The sequence below is a fragment of the Spirochaetota bacterium genome, from assembly GCA_035477215.1.
GTDB lineage: Bacteria > Spirochaetota > UBA4802 > UBA4802 > UBA5368 > MVZN01.
Map to the genome: position 1 here is coordinate 1 of DATIKU010000012.1, position 16,806 is coordinate 16,806.

Genomic DNA, 16,806 nt, shown 5'->3' on the forward strand with positions numbered 1-16,806 from the left:
ATCCGTGTTTCCAGTGGGATGTAACTGTACATTTCTATTTGGGTTTTGTTATCTGTTCCTCTCATGATTGCTTTATTATTTGCCTTGACTGTTTTGGCAATTATTTTCTATACTTTAATTGAGTTTTTCAGGAAACTGTTAGTCCTTGTAGACGCTTATGGCGAGGGGAAACTTCCAGTTGATGTACTCGGAGAGGGCGTTAATGGTTTTCTCGGGAACGAAATAGATATTTCCTTTAAGTTTCACCAGTCCCCCCTTGTAATAACTGAACTTCATCTGGTGGTCCACCCAGCCGATTGGTTCGACTTCCCGCCAGTTGTTGCAGGTTTTAAGGACGGGTATTTTCTTAAGATGCAGCTCCTTGACTTTTCCGTCGGTGACCGAGTCGGCCAGTATCCTTTCCCATTCCATGCCGTGCCTCTATCGATGCCCCTTTCCCTTCAGGGATTTCAGCTCTTCCTCGAGGCGGCCGACCTCTTCGGTCAGTTCACTGTTCAGCTTTTGCGCGTCCGCCAGCTCTTCACGAAGCGATATGGCCTCCTGTCTGCCCAGTTCCACCACGGTTTCCGCCGCATTGATGATCCTGTTCGCCTGGTGAAGCTCGCGGCTGGAGAAGTCGATGAGCGATTCCTGAGCCCTGATGACGCTGTTGGCGTCCATGAGCTCCCTGCGCCGGAGGTCGGCCAGCATCTCCTCGGCCTTGATCCGGTCCGTCATGTTGAAGATTTCCATCTGGCGCAGCGAGGTGAATTCCCTGATCGCCCGGTTGAGCCTTGCCTGTTCCGACACCAGGTGCTTCTCGTGTTCGATGATGCGCTGGAACGCGTCGCGTTCCTTGTCGGTCACGAAAAAGTCCTTACGGTTGATGCTCATCAGGCTCTCGAAGGTCTCGATGCGGTCCTCTACGTCGCGGGACACGCTGTGCATCATCTCCCGGTAACGCTCGACCAGTATCGATTTCTCGAGGAGCAGGATGAACTCGCGCTTGTCCACCGGGCGGCTTATGAACTCGACCTGGAGCATGTTGGCCGAAAGCGACAACGCCTCTTTAACGAGGCCCTTTTTCAGAATGACGAACTTCAAAAAACCCTGCAGGCGCCGATCGTCGCGCACAACAGACATGATTCCGGGCAGGTCGCGGCCGGACAGGTCTACGATGAAAATGTTGAGATTGCCGCTTAAGATTTCCGCCTTCGCGAAACTGTCGTCGGTGACCAGGTTCATCGAGAGCCCGAGATACCTGATCGACTGCGACAGGGCCTCTCCCGCCTTTGAGTCCGTAATGTACCAGATTTCGACTCTTTCCATTGTATGCTTCCGTTCCCTCACCGCTAACTGCCACATCCTATACGGATGTAATCCAAATGACAACCGTTTTTTCAGTCCAATCAGGTAATTCGCCGCCGGGTATATGCGGTAATGACACGCGGTGATTTAATTATTTGATTTTTTCGGAAAAATGGACCTACAATCCGCACACGGAACGCATCGACCGGTACCGTATAGAGCGGGTAAAAAATCCGGTCCGGCGAAGGAGCCCGGCAATACAACGATGAACGAACCAGGCATTCTCATAGTTGAAGACGAGATGATCGTCGCCCTCGATATCCAGAGTTCTCTCGAGCGGATAGGATACCGCAATGTCCGCGTCGCGTCGGACGGCGCTCAGGCGCTCGAGACTGTGGGAGAGGAGGCGCCGGACCTCATCCTGATGGACATTCTACTCAAGGGGTCCGATGCGGACGCGACCGACGGCGTGTCGATCGCCATGATGGTCAAGGAACGGCGGGACATCCCGATCATCTACATCACCGCGCACGCCGACGACGCCACCCTCCAGCGCGCCAAGCTCACGCAGCCCTACGGTTATATCCTGAAACCCTTCAATGAGCGCGAGCTTCGAACGACCATAGAGATGGCGCTCTACAAGCACCGCATGGAAACCGAGCTTCGCAGGAGCGAGGAGCGTTACCGCCGCTTTTTCGAGGAAGACCTTACGGGAGACTTTATTACCGACGGAAACGGCACGATCGTCACCTGCAATCCCGCATTTGCCCGCATCTTCGGGTTCTCCTCGACGGACGAGACGATCGGGACCGGCTTCCCGCTCCTGTTTCCGTCCGTAACGGACTGGGAGGGCTTCATACGGTCTATCCGGGAGAACAGGATGCTCGTCTACCACGAGCGCGAGCTTTGCCGCACCGATGGTTCCCCCGTGTACATCGTGGCCAACGCCACCGGTATTTTCGACGGCGGCGACCTTGTGGAAATCCGGGGCTATATCTTCGACGAAACCCACCGCAAGCGGCTCGAGCAGCAATTCCTCCAGGCGCAGAAAATGGAAGCCGTGGGAAGGCTTGCCGGCGGCATAGCGCACGACTTCAACAATCTGCTTACTGTCATAAACGGTTACAGCGAGTTCATACTTTCACAGGTCCCCGCCGGGAACCCCTTCATCCGGGAGATAGAGGAAATCAACCGCGCGGGCGAACGGGCGGCCCATCTCACCCGGCAACTCCTCGCCTTCAGCAGGAAACAGGTTATGCGGCCGCGGGTGGTGGACCTCAACACCATCGTCACCAATATCGAATCGATGCTGCGACGGCTCATCGGCGAGCATATCGAGCTGAAAAGCCGCCTGGGAGAAGACCTCTGGAAGATTGAGGTGGACCCTGGACAGATCGAGCAGGTGATCATGAACCTGACCGTTAACGCGCGCGACGCCATGCCCGGCGGGGGCAATCTGCTGATCGAAACCGCCAACTGCGCCGTTCCGTTCGCCCCACCCGGCTGCCCGCCGGAAATGCGGCAGGGTGATTATGTCAGGCTTGCCATAAGCGACACCGGGCATGGTTTTGACAACGAAACAAGATCGCATATCTTCGAGCCCTTCTTTACCACCAAGGCCCCCGGGGAGGGCACGGGGCTGGGCCTTCCGACCGTTTACGGCATCATCGCCCAGAGCGACGGCCATATCGACGTGCATAGCGAGCCGGGAAAGGGCAGCGTGTTCACCATATTCCTGCCGCGCGCGGAAAAGGAAAAGACTGAGCCGGCGAAGACACTCCGCACGACGGCCGGCGAAGCGCGCGGGGGAACGGAGACGGTGCTCGTGGTCGAAGACGAGGACGTTGTGCGAAGCCTCATTTGCCACGTACTTCAGCTGCATGGATATACGGTGCTCGCGGCGCGCAACGGAACCGACGCGCTTTCCATCCATGAACATCACGGGGGAAACATCGAATTAGCGGTCGTCGATCTGGTGATGCCGGGACTAAGCGGAACGGCCCTCGCGGAACGGCTCAGGCAGGCGGTACCGCACATAAAGGTGCTCTTTATTTCAGGCTACACCGACCAAACGATCCACGATTTGATTGCCGACGAGAAAAACGCCGCATTTTTACAGAAGCCGTTCAGGCCTGACGAACTGGCCTCGAAGCTCAGGGAAATGCTGGACCGCTGACCGCATACCGCTCGTGCCACCCGGCACGTCGAAAAAGCGGCCCATCAGACGTTTTAACCCGCCCCGCGCCACGGTTTCAACGCAGTGACCGTCGAGGCGAAGACAAATCCGGCAGGACATAAAAGGCTTACGCCGGGGAAGACGCAAGCGCCTTCCCCGGACGGCTCCTCAGGCCTTGTCCCACCGGCCCTTGCCGCGGAGGTCCTTGACGATATCCCTGGCCGTATCTTTCAGCATCATGTAATCGGTCTTGGCGACGCGGTTAAGCGGCAGCTCGCCCGCCTTGAAGACCACCACATGCGAGGGACGCGAGTACGAGGAGATGTCCTCGCACGTCTTCACCACCTCCTCCGGGGTAACGCTCTGGTCGGGCAGGCATTCCACGAAGGCCATGATTCCCTCGCTGAACACCTCGTGCTCCACGCCGACCACCGCCACCATGGAGACCCGTCCTTTAAGCTTTCCGGCGATATGCGCCTCGACATCGTCGGGATACACCTGGTGGCCCTTGGGTTTGATGACGAGCTTTGCGCGCCCCGAAAAGTGCAGGCCCTCCTCGTCGTAGAAGCCCATGTCGCCGGTGTAGCAGATGCCGTCCTTCGAGATGGTCTTGGCCGTGTTCACCGGGTCATCAAGGTATCCCAGGAATATCTGCGGCCCGGCGAAGCATATCTCGCCGACCTCGCCTTTCGGTTTTTCGGCGCCCGCCGTGCCGTCGGCCTTCATGCCGTCGCGTATGCTGATGGGACACAGGACGCTGTCGAAGCCGATGCCCCGAACCAGCTCGTCCACGCCGGCGTCCACGTTGGTGTAGGTGCAGAATCCCGCGGTTTCGGTAAGGCCCAGGCCCGTACCGATGCGCGGCGCCATCTCCTTCATCCTTACAAGGAACTCGCGCGACACCGCCTGCCCGCCGTACAGCGCGAAACGCAGCGTGGACAGATCGTAGGTCTTGTACTCCGGCAGCCTCCACTCCATATTGAAGAGCGCGGGAATCTGGCCGAGCACGGTCACCTTGTGTTTCTGTATGGCTTCAAGGCTGAGCTTTGGATCGAAGATGTGCAGGATCACCGAAACGCCGCCGCCGTACACGGTGGTGCCGAGCTGTTCGGTGGTGCAGCCCACATGCGAGGGCGGCAGGTTGATGAGCATACGGTCGGTGATGCCGAGCTCGAAGCCGACGGCCAGACCGATATTCTGGATGAGGATGCTCTCGTGGCACAGGAGCGCCGGTTTCGGCGAGCCGGTCGAGCCCGTGGTGAAGATGATCAGGCACGCGTCGCGCTTGCCGACGAGCTTCCGCGCCCTTTTAACGGCACCGGTGAATATGCTCTTGATAAAGACCTTCTTGATGTCCCTGACGAAATCGGTGATGCCTACGGCGCCTTCCATGATCAGGTCGCTCTCCTTCTGGAACTGCACCCAGTGCTTCACGAAGGGGGAGCCCTGCATGACTTCCTTTACGAGCGGCCGGAAATCGGCGACCGGGGTCATTCCCAGGAAGAAATAGGCCTTGGGTTTCATCTTGTTCATACAGTACTGCACTTCCTTGGCCTTGAGGCGGAGGTCGAGCGGCGCCACGATCGCACCGATCCGATAGCAGGCGTGTATGAGGTACATATGTTCTTTCAGCAGCGGAAGGCTGGTGGCGATGATGTCGCCCTTTTTAATGCCAATCGACAAAAGCTTCGCGGAGAACGCGGAAACAGAGGTGTTGAACTGTTTCCAGGAAACGACCTCGCCGGTGTTGTGCTCGATGATCGCCGTGTCCTTGGGGCGTTCCTTCGCGTAGAGGGCCACGTAATCCGCTATATTGGGCAGAAGCTTTTCGTATGCCTCCCTGCAGAGAGCGTCTTTCTTATGATCTTTCATTTCGGCCACCCTTTTGCATAAATTTATATATGCATCTTTTATAATACAATACCATCCCGGAATGCCATATTATTTGCAACCAAAATATTTTACCCTCGGCGAATCCCGGAAACAACGTGTTTACACCGACCGCGGGCGGCTGGAAACAGCCGTATTTCATAGTTATACAATAATTCTATTATTGATAGTGTTATAACGGGATATACGAATTCTTCTCCGCCGGCATCCATTCCGTGACTCCGGGGCATGCGGGTAAAGTCCGCCGCAAACGCACGCCGACACCGGAATCCAGGAGCGGGCGCGAGGCGATACGCGAATTCAGGCGACAAACGGGAGCACCCCTCCCCGGGAAAATATTCTTGTCATGACGCCCATTTGGGTTACAATGGTTTACTGTATGCACACACAATCCCGGAAAAAGCATTTTGCGCTGACGGCCTGCGCCACCGTCCTGCTGCTCGCGCTTCCGGCGCCCTCCATCGACCATCTATTCGCCTGGATCCTGCGCGATCTGGCGCTCATTCCCCGCGAGAACACGGTCCGGCCCGAAAAGACCGCAGTGGAGACGCCCACCAGGGAAGAAATATGCCTCTTCGACGAGGTGAACGACCTGTCCATCTGCGACGATCCCGAGGTGCGCAGGTTCATCCACGTGTATCTCACACGGGGGCGTCCCTATGTGGTCCGCTCAATCCAGCGCTCCAGGCTCTACCTCGACGAGGTGGACATGATAGTGCGAAGCACCCCCGGCGCGCCGCCCGACATCGCGCTTCTGCCGCTTCTCGAAAGCGGGTTCAGCCCCCAGGCCGTGTCGCGGAGCAGGGCGGTCGGCCTGTGGCAGTTCCTTGGCCCAACGGCGAAGATACTGAAGATGCGGAACGACGCGTGGGTGGACGAGCGGCGCGACGTGGAAAAGTCGACCCGTGCCGCCATGCGCCACCTGGCCAACCTTCAGTCGGTATTCGGATCGTGGGACCTTGCGCTTGCGGCGTATAACGGGGGCGCGGGCCACGTGCGGCGCGCGATGAACAGAACGCGCGCCACCTCGCTCGCCGGCCTTAAAAAATCCGGGGCCCTGCACAAAGAGACCGCCGAGTACGTGGCGCGCTACGCCGCGCTCATGGTGATATACAAGAACCAGGACATCTTCGGCATCGCCGACGAGATCGGGGAAACGGTCGCGCGCGAAACCGGCGTTATGGAGCTCGGGTTCCCCGTGCATATCGAGCGCCTGGCGCGCGTCGCCGGCATCACGGTGGAGGAGATACGCGCGCTCAATCCCCAGCTTAAGAGCGTCCTCACGCCCATCTACGAGCGCGCCTACCGGCTCAAGCTCCCGGCGGAAGCGATCCGCGCCCTCGAGGAGGACGGGGACATGAGCTACGCCATAAAGTTCGGGTCGATCCGGAAGCACGTCGTGCGCCGCGGCGATTCGATCGGCCGGATAGCGAAGCGCTACAACAGTGACCCCGAATCGATCATCCTTATCAATAACATCCAGAACCCGGCGAGGCTTCGCCCGGGACAGACCATCTATATCCCGATCTGACCGAGGTCGGGCCGCGAGGAGAGGCGCGCGCCCACCTGCGACACGACGCGCGACGCGGCATAACTCGCTATTCTGCCCGCCTTGTCGAGAGAGAGCCCCCGGGAGAGGCCGTACAGCATGCCCGCGGCGTACATGTCGCCGGCGCCGTTGGTGTTGACGACGGCCACCCTGTACGGCTCGACACGGTGCACCTCCGTCCCCTTCCGTATAAGGCTCCCCCTCTCTCCGAGCTTCACCACCGCTATTTCGCACATCGAGGCCATGACGCCGAGCGCCTTCTCCCCTCGCTCTCCGGTAAAGGCCGCGGCCTCGTCCTCGTTGGCGTAGAGGATGCCGGCGTAGTCTCTGGCAATACTCTTGAACTCGTCCAGGTTGCGCCCGACCAGCGACGAATCGGCGAGGTCGATCGACACCTTCACGCCGCCTCCGCGGGCGATCTCCATCGCGTGGAGCGTGGCCTCCTTCATGGAGCCCTCAAGCATGTACCCCTCCACGTGAAGTGCGCGCGCCGCGCGTATCTCGTCCTCGATCACATCATCACTCGCGAAATGGACCGCCGCCCCCAGATGGGTCGCGAAGGTGCGCTCGGAGTCCGGGGTTATAAGCGTGATGGCATGGCCCGTCATGGCCCGGTGGCGCGCAAGCCGCATGGCGATTCCCATGCGCTCGCTCTCATCCCGGTAAAAATCGCCGAATTCGTCTCCGCCGACTTTTCCCATAAAGACGGCCGAGCCTCCCAGCGTCGCCACGCCGGCCGCCGTATTGGCGGCGCTGCCGCCCGGTGTTTTTTCCATCGGGCATCCGGCAAGCGCCTCGAGAATGGAACGGCTCCGGTCCGCGTCCACGAGACGCATGGTGGCCTTCTTTAATCCGAGCCGCTCGAGCGTTTCATCATCCACGCGGATGGTAAGGTCCACGAGCGCCGAACCGATTCCGACAACATCGATCATGTGCTCCTCCATGACAATTCAATGAACAGGATCATTCAGCAGAATACGCCCCCGCCGGGCGGACCCGACGGGTTTTATAACAAACGCACGGATAATTCATAATTTCTTAAACACCCCGCCCCATATTTCAATCAAAAAAGCATGGAGGGGCCCATGAATATAGTCATCTTTACCGATACATTTCTTCCCAAGATCGACGGCGTGGCGGTTTCGGTCGAGAGCTTTTCGCGGATACTGTCGGCCCGCGGGCATAATTTCGTGATCTGCTGCCCCAGGTACGGCGTTGGCGACCCGATGGAACTTGGGGAGCGCGTAAAGATCGTACGCTTCAGTAATTTCTCTCTTCCATCGTATCCCGACATCAAAGTGGTATTCCCGCTATTCAGAAAGATCAGGGAGGCGATGACGATGTTCCCCGCAGACCTGGTACACATACAGTCACCCGGGCTTTTGGGAATCTACGGCATCATCGCGGCCCGGTATTACGGGGTCCCTGCGATCGGCACCTATCACACCCTTGTCTCCGAAGTGACCACCTATCTTTCGCCGGCGCGACTGCTGAAGATCGACCGGCTCATTGCGTTCTACCGTTCGCTCCGGGGAACGACCGATCGGGTGTCCCCGGCACGCAACAACAAAAAGACCCTTGCGCAGCGGGCCGTTCAGCGATTGTGCAACTGGCTCTATGAGCGCAAGGACCTCATCATCAGCCCCAGCCACAGGATCAAAAGCGTCCTCGAGGAGCAAAACGTCACCACGCCCATCGAGGTAATCTCCAACGGCATGGACCTGGGGGTTTTTCGCGGAAGCGTGAAGGAACGCCCGTCCGGTCCCCCGCGCCTCCTTCATGTCGGCCGCATCTCCTTCGAGAAAAACTGCGACGTGGTGCTGGGTGCTTTCGCCCAAATTCACCGCGAAATACCGGGCGCCACACTCACCATCGTCGGCGACGGACCCGCGCTCGAATCGCTGAAGGCCATGACCGGGCGCCTCGGACTCGCCGACCGGGTGGTGTTCACCGGATTTGTCCCGCGCGCGGAACTCCCGGACCTCTACCCGCGCTACGATCTCTTCCTTACCGCTTCGACCATGGAGACCCAGGGGCTGGTGGTACTGGAGGCGATCGCAAGCGGCCTGCCCTGCGTGGGCGTCGACGCGTACGCGCTCCCGGAACTCATTCACAATGGAGAAAACGGCTTCATCGCGCGTCCCTTCGATCCGGAAGAAATGGCACGTCTTGCGCTCGACATCCTCGGTGATGCGTCCCGCTACCGGGCCTTCTCGGCGGAAGGATTGCGGATCGCGTCCGAACATGAAATCAACCGGTGCGCGACCCGCCTGGAAGCCGTGTATGCGCGTGAGTCCGCCCGGGCGGGCTCACGCCTCGTCCGGATGACCGAGGCCGCTTAGTCCGTCATCCCGAACGCGGCGCCCATCCTCAAAAATCTGCTTGCCTGGACCGCGCTTGCGGTTTATGGTCGCGCTGTAAACCGGCCGGCGCAGTTTGCCGCCCCGTTTGCAGACATTCGCGGCAGGTATCCCATGATTTCACGAATAGACCACGTTTCCATAGCGGTACGCGATTACGAAAAGGCCGAGCGGTTTTTCCGCGATGTCCTCGGCATGGTGCAGGGCGCCGCGGCCGAGGACCCCAATATGAAGTATGTGTGGCGGATTTTCTCGCTCGGCGACCTCACCCGACTCGAGATATTGAACCCGACCGGAGAGGGAAGCTTTCTTGACGGCTTCCTGAAAAACCGCGACGGCGGCGTGCATCACATAACGCTCCAGACCCCCGATATCCAGAAGGCCCGCAAAGTACTGGACGATAACGACGTCCCCTACTTCGGGTACAACGAGTATCCCGGCGGCATTTGGAAGGAACTTTTCATTCACCAGCGCGACGCCTTCGGCGTGCTCATCCAGATCGCCGAGTTCACCCCCGACGACTGGCTGGCCGATTCGGTGAAGTTTCCGAAGGGACGCCGCTGGTCGGTCGAGAAGAACGGCGATTCCGTATCGCTCTGCTTCGCCCACCCCGGCGGGGGAAAGGCCACGGTGGAGCTTTCGGCCGGCGAGGCGAAGCGCCTCGCCGAGGACCTGGCAAAGGCGCGATAGGCCTCCGGGGCCGCGATCACGACCCGGCTGGTCTTCAGGAATCCTTTTTTGAGCGTTTTTTGCGCACCGAAAAGCCGAAGGCCCCGAGCGGCTTCGTCACCGAGCAGTAATGCCCGTGATTATAGCAGAGCAGCCCCGCCCTCTCGAGGTGGAACTTGCCCTTCGAGTCGATCAGCGACTCCTCGGCGTGCACGGCCAGCACCTCGGCCAGAAAGAGATGGTGGCTCCCCAGCGGCATGACCTCTTTCACCCGGCACTCGATACAGACCGGGCATTCGGCGATAAGCGGTGCCGCGACGTGCCGGCCCGGCCTTCGAGAAAGCCTTGCCGCCGCGAATTTGTCGATACGCGAGCCGGATTTCACGCCGCAGAAGTCCACGGCGCGGGCAAGCTCCGCCGTGGGAAGGTTGACGACGAACTCGCCCGACTCCTTTATCAACCGGTACGAATGACGCTCGGGACGCAGCGAGATCGAGAGCATCGCCGGCTCGGTGCAGACGGTCCCTGCCCACGAAACGGTAAGCACGTTCTCCTCCCCGCGGCAATGCGAGCTCACCAGCACGGCCGGCGCGGGATACAGCATGGTGCCCGGCTTCCAGACGACTTTCGACATGTATCCTCCTTGCAATTCGCCGATTAAAACCATAGTACGCCAAAGACCGCTGCGCATTCGAAGGACGCCGCTTTTCGAGGTACTCCCAGCGTATTATATTCCCGAAAAATTCAGGAAATTGATAGTGCGCCGAAATGGACCGGTGAATCAAGGAGAAAACCGGCCATATAACTGAACGTGGTTCATTGGAATATTCACCGGCCGCAGTATTCTTTATTGACAAATTACAAAAATAATTACATAGCACACTATCGATGTTTTGTTGCATGTCGTTCCGCCGTCCGGTACCGGCCATTGCGTGTCGGGAGATCTGCAAACTCCCGCCGCAATGCATCATCATTTTACGACGCAGCAGAAGGAGCCAACAATGTCATCCAAAAAGCGCCCCGATAATCCGATAACCAGCACACATCATTCGGAGATATTCACCCGCCTCATGGCAAACAATCACCGGCGGCTCTTCTTCTCGGCGATAGTCCTCATTGGCATCTCCAACATCTCGGCAGTCGCAATCAAAGCGGCCGGGATCGGGTCCCAATATCTGACATACGACATCATCGCGGTCGAGCTGCTGCTGTGCTCGGTCATTCTCGCCTCCACATGGCTTGTCATCAAGGTCGCGAAGGATTCACCTGTGTCAATGTACCTGGCCATTACCGGCGTAACGCTGACTTTTTGGGTCTTTCAGTACTTTATCTACGGGACCAAGGAGATGTCCGCAACGCACTTTCTCCCGCTGGCGCTCAGCGTTTTCTACTTCAACACGCGTGTGCCGCTGTACACGCTGGTACTGGTACTAATCTCGCAGACGACGCTGTTCGTCGTGCGTCCGGAGCTCCTTCCGGGCGGCCCGGGGTCGAGCCTCGCGGTCCGATACATCATCTATATAATGCTTGGAATCGTGTCCTCGCTCGGCGCGCGCGCCACGCGCGACCTCATGATGCTCTCCATACAGAAGACCGGCGAGGCGAACAAGAGCCTGGAGGCGATCCGGCTTATGGCCGGCACCGTGGACCGCTCGGTCGGCATGCTGTCCGAGGAGTCGCGCTCCCAGGACGCCGTGGTCTCCGAAATCCATCAGCGCACGCAGACCCAGGCCGCCTCCCTTGAGGAGATTTCCGCCTCCATCGAGGAGCTCTCGAGCAACGCCGAATCCATCACCAACACGGCGCGCACACTGGTGGAGGAGATGGGCATCACCTCCGAGTCGATCAACGATCTTCAGAAGGTGTACGACAAGATACAGACCGGCTCGTCGAGCATCATCACCACCATCAACAACGTCAAGAGCTACTCGCACGACTCGTTCGGCAGGATGGAAAACACGCTGGGGAAATTCCGCGTGCTCGAGGAGCGGGGCGCAAACATGGCGAACTTTATCCAGGTCATCAACGAAATCGCGGACAGGGTCAACCTTCTCGCCCTCAACGCGTCGATCGAGGCCGCCCGCGCCGGTGAGCACGGGCGCGGTTTCGCCGTGGTGGCCAACGAGGTCTCCAAGCTCGCCGATGCCACGTCGCAGAACTCGAGCGAGATCGAGAAGCTTATAAGGGAGAACAGGGACCTCCTCAACAGCAGCCGAGTTTCGCTGGAGGAGTCCGCCGGGATGCTCGACCGCCTCAACAACGCAATCACCGAAATCACCCGCGAGATCACCGAGGTCGGCGGCCTGCTCTCCGATATCGGCAACACCGTCAAGATCATCACCAGCCTCAACAACCGGATCTCGCTGACGAGCAACTCGATAGAGTCCTCGATCAGCGAACAGCAGTCCGCCACGATGGAATCCAACAAGACGGTCCTGTTGATCTCGGAAAGCGCGCAGGAGGTGGTGAACTTCGCATCGAGGATATCCGATTCGTCGTCGGCGATACGAAAGCTCTCCGAAGAGCTCGGCGAGATGACCCGGGACATGAAGGCCTGAGAGGTTCAGCCGAGCGCGATCGTCTCGAAGCTCATGGAGAGCAGGTCGATCATCAGCACGCGCCGGCGCAGGCCGCTTTCAATCCCCAGAATGATTTTGCACGCCAGGGCGGCCTGAAGGCTCGCCACGACCGCCGGCGTGAACGCCGGATTGCCCAGCCGTTCCTCCACTCCACGCTCGCCCTTAAAACCGGCATAGAGCGCCTCGAGCGTCGACTCCCCTGGGTACTGCACCGCGACCTGGCCGAACCAGCCCGCGATCGAGCCGTGCACCAGCGGGATACCGAGCTTCGTGCACGAAGCGGCGAGTTCGCGGCGGGACGGGACCGAGTCGAGCGCATCGACCGCCACTGCCGCGCCGGAGAGTTGCCGTTGGGCCGTATCGACGGTAAACCTCTCGCGCACCGGCACCAGTTCGACCGCCGGGTTGACCAGCGCGATCCGCGCGGCCGCGGCCGCGACCTTCGGCTTTCCCAGAACCGATTCATCGGAAAATAGCTGGCGGTTGAGGTTGTGCTCCTCGAAGACGTCCGGATCGATCGCGGTGATGCGCCCGACGCCCAGCCGGGCGAGTTCCTCCACCACGTAGCCCCCCAGTCCGCCGCAGCCGACGACAACGGCGGCGCCGTTGGAAAGAGTACGCTGCTGTCCGACCGAAATGGTGGCTCCGTTGCGGCGGTAGCGCTCGGGAATGATTTCCGCTTCGAGCGCCGCGCGCTCGGCCGAGGCCGGATCGAGGCCCGCCGAGGCGGCGATTTTACGCAGGTCGGCCGCGCGGATGTATCCCTCGCGGGCGGCTTTTAGCAGTTCGTTTCGTATGTCCATCAGCCCCCCCCCACGGGCGGAAAGAGCGCAAGCGTCTCACCGTTGCCGAGCACGTGGTCCCCGTCGTGGTGTCGATGGTTGACCAGGATCAGCGATACCTCTTCCTCGGGAATTCCAAGAACACGCACCACATCGGCGACCGATGTCCCGGATACCATGTTCATAGTCCTGATATCGAACCTTCCCTCGCGCAGCGTTGCGAAGAGCTTGACCGTTACATGTATTGCAGTGTTCATCACCCGGCCCCCGGCGGAGCTTGCCCTCCGATGACGATACGTTATCAGGGGCCGTCCCGGGTTACAACGACAATACGCGCTTCGTCCGTATTTTTTTACTTCGGTACCCGTTTCGAGCAGGCCGTCGCAGGCCAGGCCGGCGACGATTCCGGAAAGCGTATCCGCGCGCACGATCACCCCGGAGGCGAGGAGCGAGGGCCCTATCTCCTCGAGTATCATGTTGAAAAGCTTCAGGCGCACTTTTCCTTGCCGCTCCGCAGCGCGCACCTCGCCGGAACGGTAACGTATCGCGCTTCGCATCGCGGCGTAATAGCCGCCGCGGTGCATGGTCGCCCCCACGAGTCCCGGCATGGCCGCCGAAAGCGCGAGCACCGAGCCGTCGTCCACGATCGAGGTGTCCAGGTCGTCGACCGGCTTACTGTTGAGAAATATCGTGCTGACCCGTCCCTGCCAGGGAAAAGAAAAAACCGGACGATTCAGTATAGTGTTTGCCACTGAAACAGGTATATTTATAAACGCGGTATGGACCTTTTCATCATAACCTTCGAGGCGGTTTTCATCCTCATCGGCATAGGACTCCTTGGGTTCTTGATTCTGCTGCGGCGCCTCCTCCCTGGCGACGTTTTGCCGGTCCTGACGCCCCTGGTCATCGACATAGCGATCCCATGCCTGGTTTTCTCCAGCATCATGAAAAGCTTCAATCCCTCAAACAGCCCGGGATGGTATCTCATTCCCCTCTGGTGGGGAGGATTTACCGCTGTGGCCTTCTGCCTCACCATGATACTTTCTTATTCAGTCGAGAAGCGCTTCCGTGGAGAATTCCGGGTAGCCCTTCTGTATCACAACGCTATATTCATTCCCCTGGGAATCATTACGGGCATTCATGGCACGGATTCGTCTCTCCTTGCCGACCTATTTCTTTTTACAATTTTCCACCCGGCCTTCTTTTTCAATACTAATCACCTTTTTTTCAAAAAGACCACCGACGGGGCCCATTTCTCTTTCCAATGGCGTATGCTCCTTAACCCCATACTGCTGGCATCGATCCTGTCTCTCTCCCTGAAGCTTTCCGGAGCATCGCTTCTCGTCCCCGAGGTGCTGATTCGGATTACCTCTATAGTGGCCGCAACGGCCCTGCCCCTGGTCATGCTCATCATAGGCGGTTCCATCTATCTTGATTTACAGAATCGAGAATCCTTCCGGATCCGGGAGTCCGTTTTATTCGTTATGAGCAAAAACCTCATATTCCCGGTGGTCTTCCTGGGGATTATCTACCTTATGCGGCCCTCCCACAACATCGCCTTCTTACTCATTATGGCAGCCGCCGCACCGCCTATCACCGCGGTACCCATTGTAACGGAAAAGGCGGGCGGCAACAGGGGCATTGCCAACCAGATGATGCTTTCGAGCTTCCTTGCCTCCATGTTTTCCCTTCCTCTTGTCCTGTGGGTTTTCAGCCTTTTATTCCCGCAATAAGTCGCAAAGGAATCGGGTTGATAGCATTGTTTTAATACAGGAGCAGTTATACGATTTCTGTTTATGCTCGGATCAGAATAGTACCCATCTCCGAGGTCGCTCATGGTGTGGAATATAATTTGAGCCACCCGTTCGAGGAAGTTTTTAGCTGACAGGGAAATCGTAATCTTGGAAGCGCCGCTGGCAAGTGCTTGTATTTCGGCCTCCCCCAGAGTCCGTGGTGAGAAATGTTCTTGATATTAATTTACAATTGATGCTTACGTTAAACAACTGTTACCCTTCTGCCCCGGCATATCCCTCTACCGATTTTCAATCAATAGATATTATCGCTTTTTTGTGAATCGGTAATGGGTAACATTCCACACGTTTCCGTCCCGGAAACCGAACGAAACAGTGCAGGAAAGAAAGAAGAGACGCCAGCGGTTCCACCAGGCGATCGCGTCCGCCCCATACGTTTTATTGAATACCCGCATTATATCCTTTTTTTGCCTGTCCATGAAAAAAAGCCAGGAAAGTAGCGTCTTCTCGTAGTGCCGGCCGTTTACCTTCCAGGCCCTTTCAATCGCCATATCGTCGGCGAAAAAAAGAAGGAGTTCTGTTGACGGCATTATGCCCCCGGAAAAAAAAGTGCGCGCCATCCAGTCTTCGTCTTTGTCCGCATCAAAAAAATAGGGAATCCCCTCTATTGTAAAAATGTGCACGAAAAGTTTGCCGCCCGGAACAAGCCAGTCCGCAATACGACGCATCAGTTCACGGTAATTGCGCATGTGCTCAAACATCTCCACTGAAATAACCCGGTCAAAATGCGCGTCTATAGTAAAATCATTCATATCCGCGGTTACAACCTCCAGATTGCCGAGACCCAGTTCTCGTGCACGACTTTCAATGTACGCTTTCTGTGTGGATGAATGGGAAACAGCGGTGATTCTGCTCCGGGGAAAGCGGCGGGCGATATAGAGCGATAGCGAACCCCATCCGCATCCAAGCTCAAGTACGCGGTGTCCGTCTTGAACCTGAGATCGAATAACCGTAAGTTCAAGCATTGCATCCTCAGCCCTCGTCAGATCTCTACGGATCCGGAAGGAAAGGGCATTGTCGTCCCAGAGGCAGCAGCTGTATTTCATGTGATCACCCAGGATAGTAACAAAAAATTCCGTGGGCACTTCATAATGCTGGCGCTTTGTATCGGCCGTACGCAGGGCAACAGGTTGTGTGTTGAGGACATCGATGATATTCATAAAAGCTGCAAGGCGTTCTTCCGCTCCCATTTCCGTGCCCAGTTTGTGTCCCGACAGAGATGCCCGTACCGCAAGCTTCATAAGAAAGTCCGGAACAATACCACGGTCTATGATAGCGTCGTACCACATTAATCAACTACCCCCTGTCTGGATTATACAGAATACGTCCCCCATCTTGTTATCATCGGTTTCCATTTGAAAAAGCCGGGTGCCCCCTTACCCATCAATTACTTCGAGGCTGGACCAACCTTCAATTATAAAAACATCAATAGAGAATAATAATGCTCAGCATTAATATTCCCGGACCCGGTATTAGGGGGATTATGATGCAGTTGAAGCCTGATAGGGGGTTTTTCGATATAGCACCAGCCATTGTTCCGAAGAGAGAGCTTTTTCATGCCTGATCCCGATCCTCGGCTCATATTTCATTCAGCGGACTCATCAGATCCATTTCGCGATGTGAAGCACCGTTACCTTCTGAAAATCGCGCACAATGAAATACGTAGCCACGTCAAGCTTGAGCAGTGCGCATGAAGGCGATGT

Annotated in this window: 14 protein-coding genes; 6 read left to right on the top strand and 8 right to left on the bottom strand. The window is 57.8% G+C overall.

The features are described from left to right. Positions 1–138 precede the first annotated feature (138 nt). On the bottom strand, positions 139–411 hold the full coding sequence (locus VLM75_01785) for a hypothetical protein (protein HSV95643.1): 273 nt from the start codon (positions 409–411) through the stop codon (positions 139–141). Between the two features lie 9 nt (positions 412–420). Then, the gene (locus VLM75_01790; GenBank protein HSV95644.1) at positions 421–1,308 is read right to left on the bottom strand and encodes a hypothetical protein; all 888 of its coding nucleotides are present in this window, start codon (positions 1,306–1,308) and stop codon (positions 421–423) included. A 244-nt stretch (positions 1,309–1,552) separates the two neighbouring features. Here VLM75_01790 and VLM75_01795 point away from each other — a divergent pair, with 244 nt between their 5' ends. After that, on the top strand, positions 1,553–3,463 hold the full coding sequence (locus tag VLM75_01795; GenBank protein HSV95645.1) for a response regulator: 1,911 nt from the start codon (positions 1,553–1,555) through the stop codon (positions 3,461–3,463). Between the two features lie 168 nt (positions 3,464–3,631). Here VLM75_01795 and VLM75_01800 read toward each other — a convergent pair whose 3' ends face one another. Then, a complete protein-coding gene (locus VLM75_01800; protein ID HSV95646.1) occupies positions 3,632–5,335 on the bottom strand; it encodes a class I adenylate-forming enzyme family protein in 1,704 nt (567 codons plus the stop codon). A 397-nt stretch (positions 5,336–5,732) separates the two neighbouring features. On the opposite strand from VLM75_01800, the gene VLM75_01805 reads away from it, so the two are divergent. After that, the gene (locus tag VLM75_01805; protein HSV95647.1) at positions 5,733–6,884 is read left to right on the top strand and encodes a transglycosylase SLT domain-containing protein; all 1,152 of its coding nucleotides are present in this window, start codon (positions 5,733–5,735) and stop codon (positions 6,882–6,884) included. Here the strand turns inward: VLM75_01805 and VLM75_01810 are convergent. After that, positions 6,869–7,834: an adenosine kinase gene (locus tag VLM75_01810; GenBank protein ID HSV95648.1), complete on the bottom strand. Its 966-nt coding sequence runs from the start codon at positions 7,832–7,834 to the stop codon at positions 6,869–6,871. The genes VLM75_01805 and VLM75_01810 overlap by 16 nt on opposite strands. A gap of 153 nt (positions 7,835–7,987) precedes the next feature. On the opposite strand from VLM75_01810, the gene VLM75_01815 reads away from it, so the two are divergent. Beyond that, positions 7,988–9,244 (top strand): glycosyltransferase, encoded by a 1,257-nt coding sequence (locus VLM75_01815; protein ID HSV95649.1) that lies wholly within the window; start codon positions 7,988–7,990, stop codon positions 9,242–9,244. A gap of 132 nt (positions 9,245–9,376) precedes the next feature. Continuing rightward, the gene (locus VLM75_01820; protein ID HSV95650.1) at positions 9,377–9,952 is read left to right on the top strand and encodes a VOC family protein; all 576 of its coding nucleotides are present in this window, start codon (positions 9,377–9,379) and stop codon (positions 9,950–9,952) included. Between the two features lie 34 nt (positions 9,953–9,986). On the opposite strand, the gene VLM75_01825 is transcribed toward VLM75_01820, so the two are convergent. Further along, the gene (locus tag VLM75_01825; protein ID HSV95651.1) at positions 9,987–10,565 is read right to left on the bottom strand and encodes a flavin reductase family protein; all 579 of its coding nucleotides are present in this window, start codon (positions 10,563–10,565) and stop codon (positions 9,987–9,989) included. Between the two features lie 367 nt (positions 10,566–10,932). Between VLM75_01825 and VLM75_01830 the strand changes: the two genes are divergently transcribed. Further along, positions 10,933–12,489: a methyl-accepting chemotaxis protein gene (locus VLM75_01830; protein HSV95652.1), complete on the top strand. Its 1,557-nt coding sequence runs from the start codon at positions 10,933–10,935 to the stop codon at positions 12,487–12,489. 5 nt (positions 12,490–12,494) lie between these two features. Here VLM75_01830 and VLM75_01835 read toward each other — a convergent pair whose 3' ends face one another. Together VLM75_01835 and VLM75_01840 are read right to left on the bottom strand one after the other, a co-directional pair. After that, complete coding sequence (locus VLM75_01835; protein HSV95653.1) at positions 12,495–13,313, bottom strand: HesA/MoeB/ThiF family protein; 819 nt, start codon at positions 13,311–13,313, stop codon at positions 12,495–12,497. Continuing rightward, on the bottom strand, positions 13,313–14,044 hold the full coding sequence (locus VLM75_01840; protein HSV95654.1) for a MoaD/ThiS family protein: 732 nt from the start codon (positions 14,042–14,044) through the stop codon (positions 13,313–13,315). Before VLM75_01840 ends, VLM75_01835 begins: the two co-directional genes overlap by 1 nt. A 27-nt stretch (positions 14,045–14,071) precedes the next feature. Between VLM75_01840 and VLM75_01845 the strand changes: the two genes are divergently transcribed. Beyond that, the gene (locus tag VLM75_01845) at positions 14,072–15,025 is read left to right on the top strand and encodes an AEC family transporter (GenBank protein ID HSV95655.1); all 954 of its coding nucleotides are present in this window, start codon (positions 14,072–14,074) and stop codon (positions 15,023–15,025) included. 323 nt (positions 15,026–15,348) lie between these two features. Here VLM75_01845 and VLM75_01850 read toward each other — a convergent pair whose 3' ends face one another. After that, complete coding sequence (locus VLM75_01850; protein HSV95656.1) at positions 15,349–16,344, bottom strand: class I SAM-dependent methyltransferase; 996 nt, start codon at positions 16,342–16,344, stop codon at positions 15,349–15,351. Positions 16,345–16,806 lie beyond the last annotated feature (462 nt).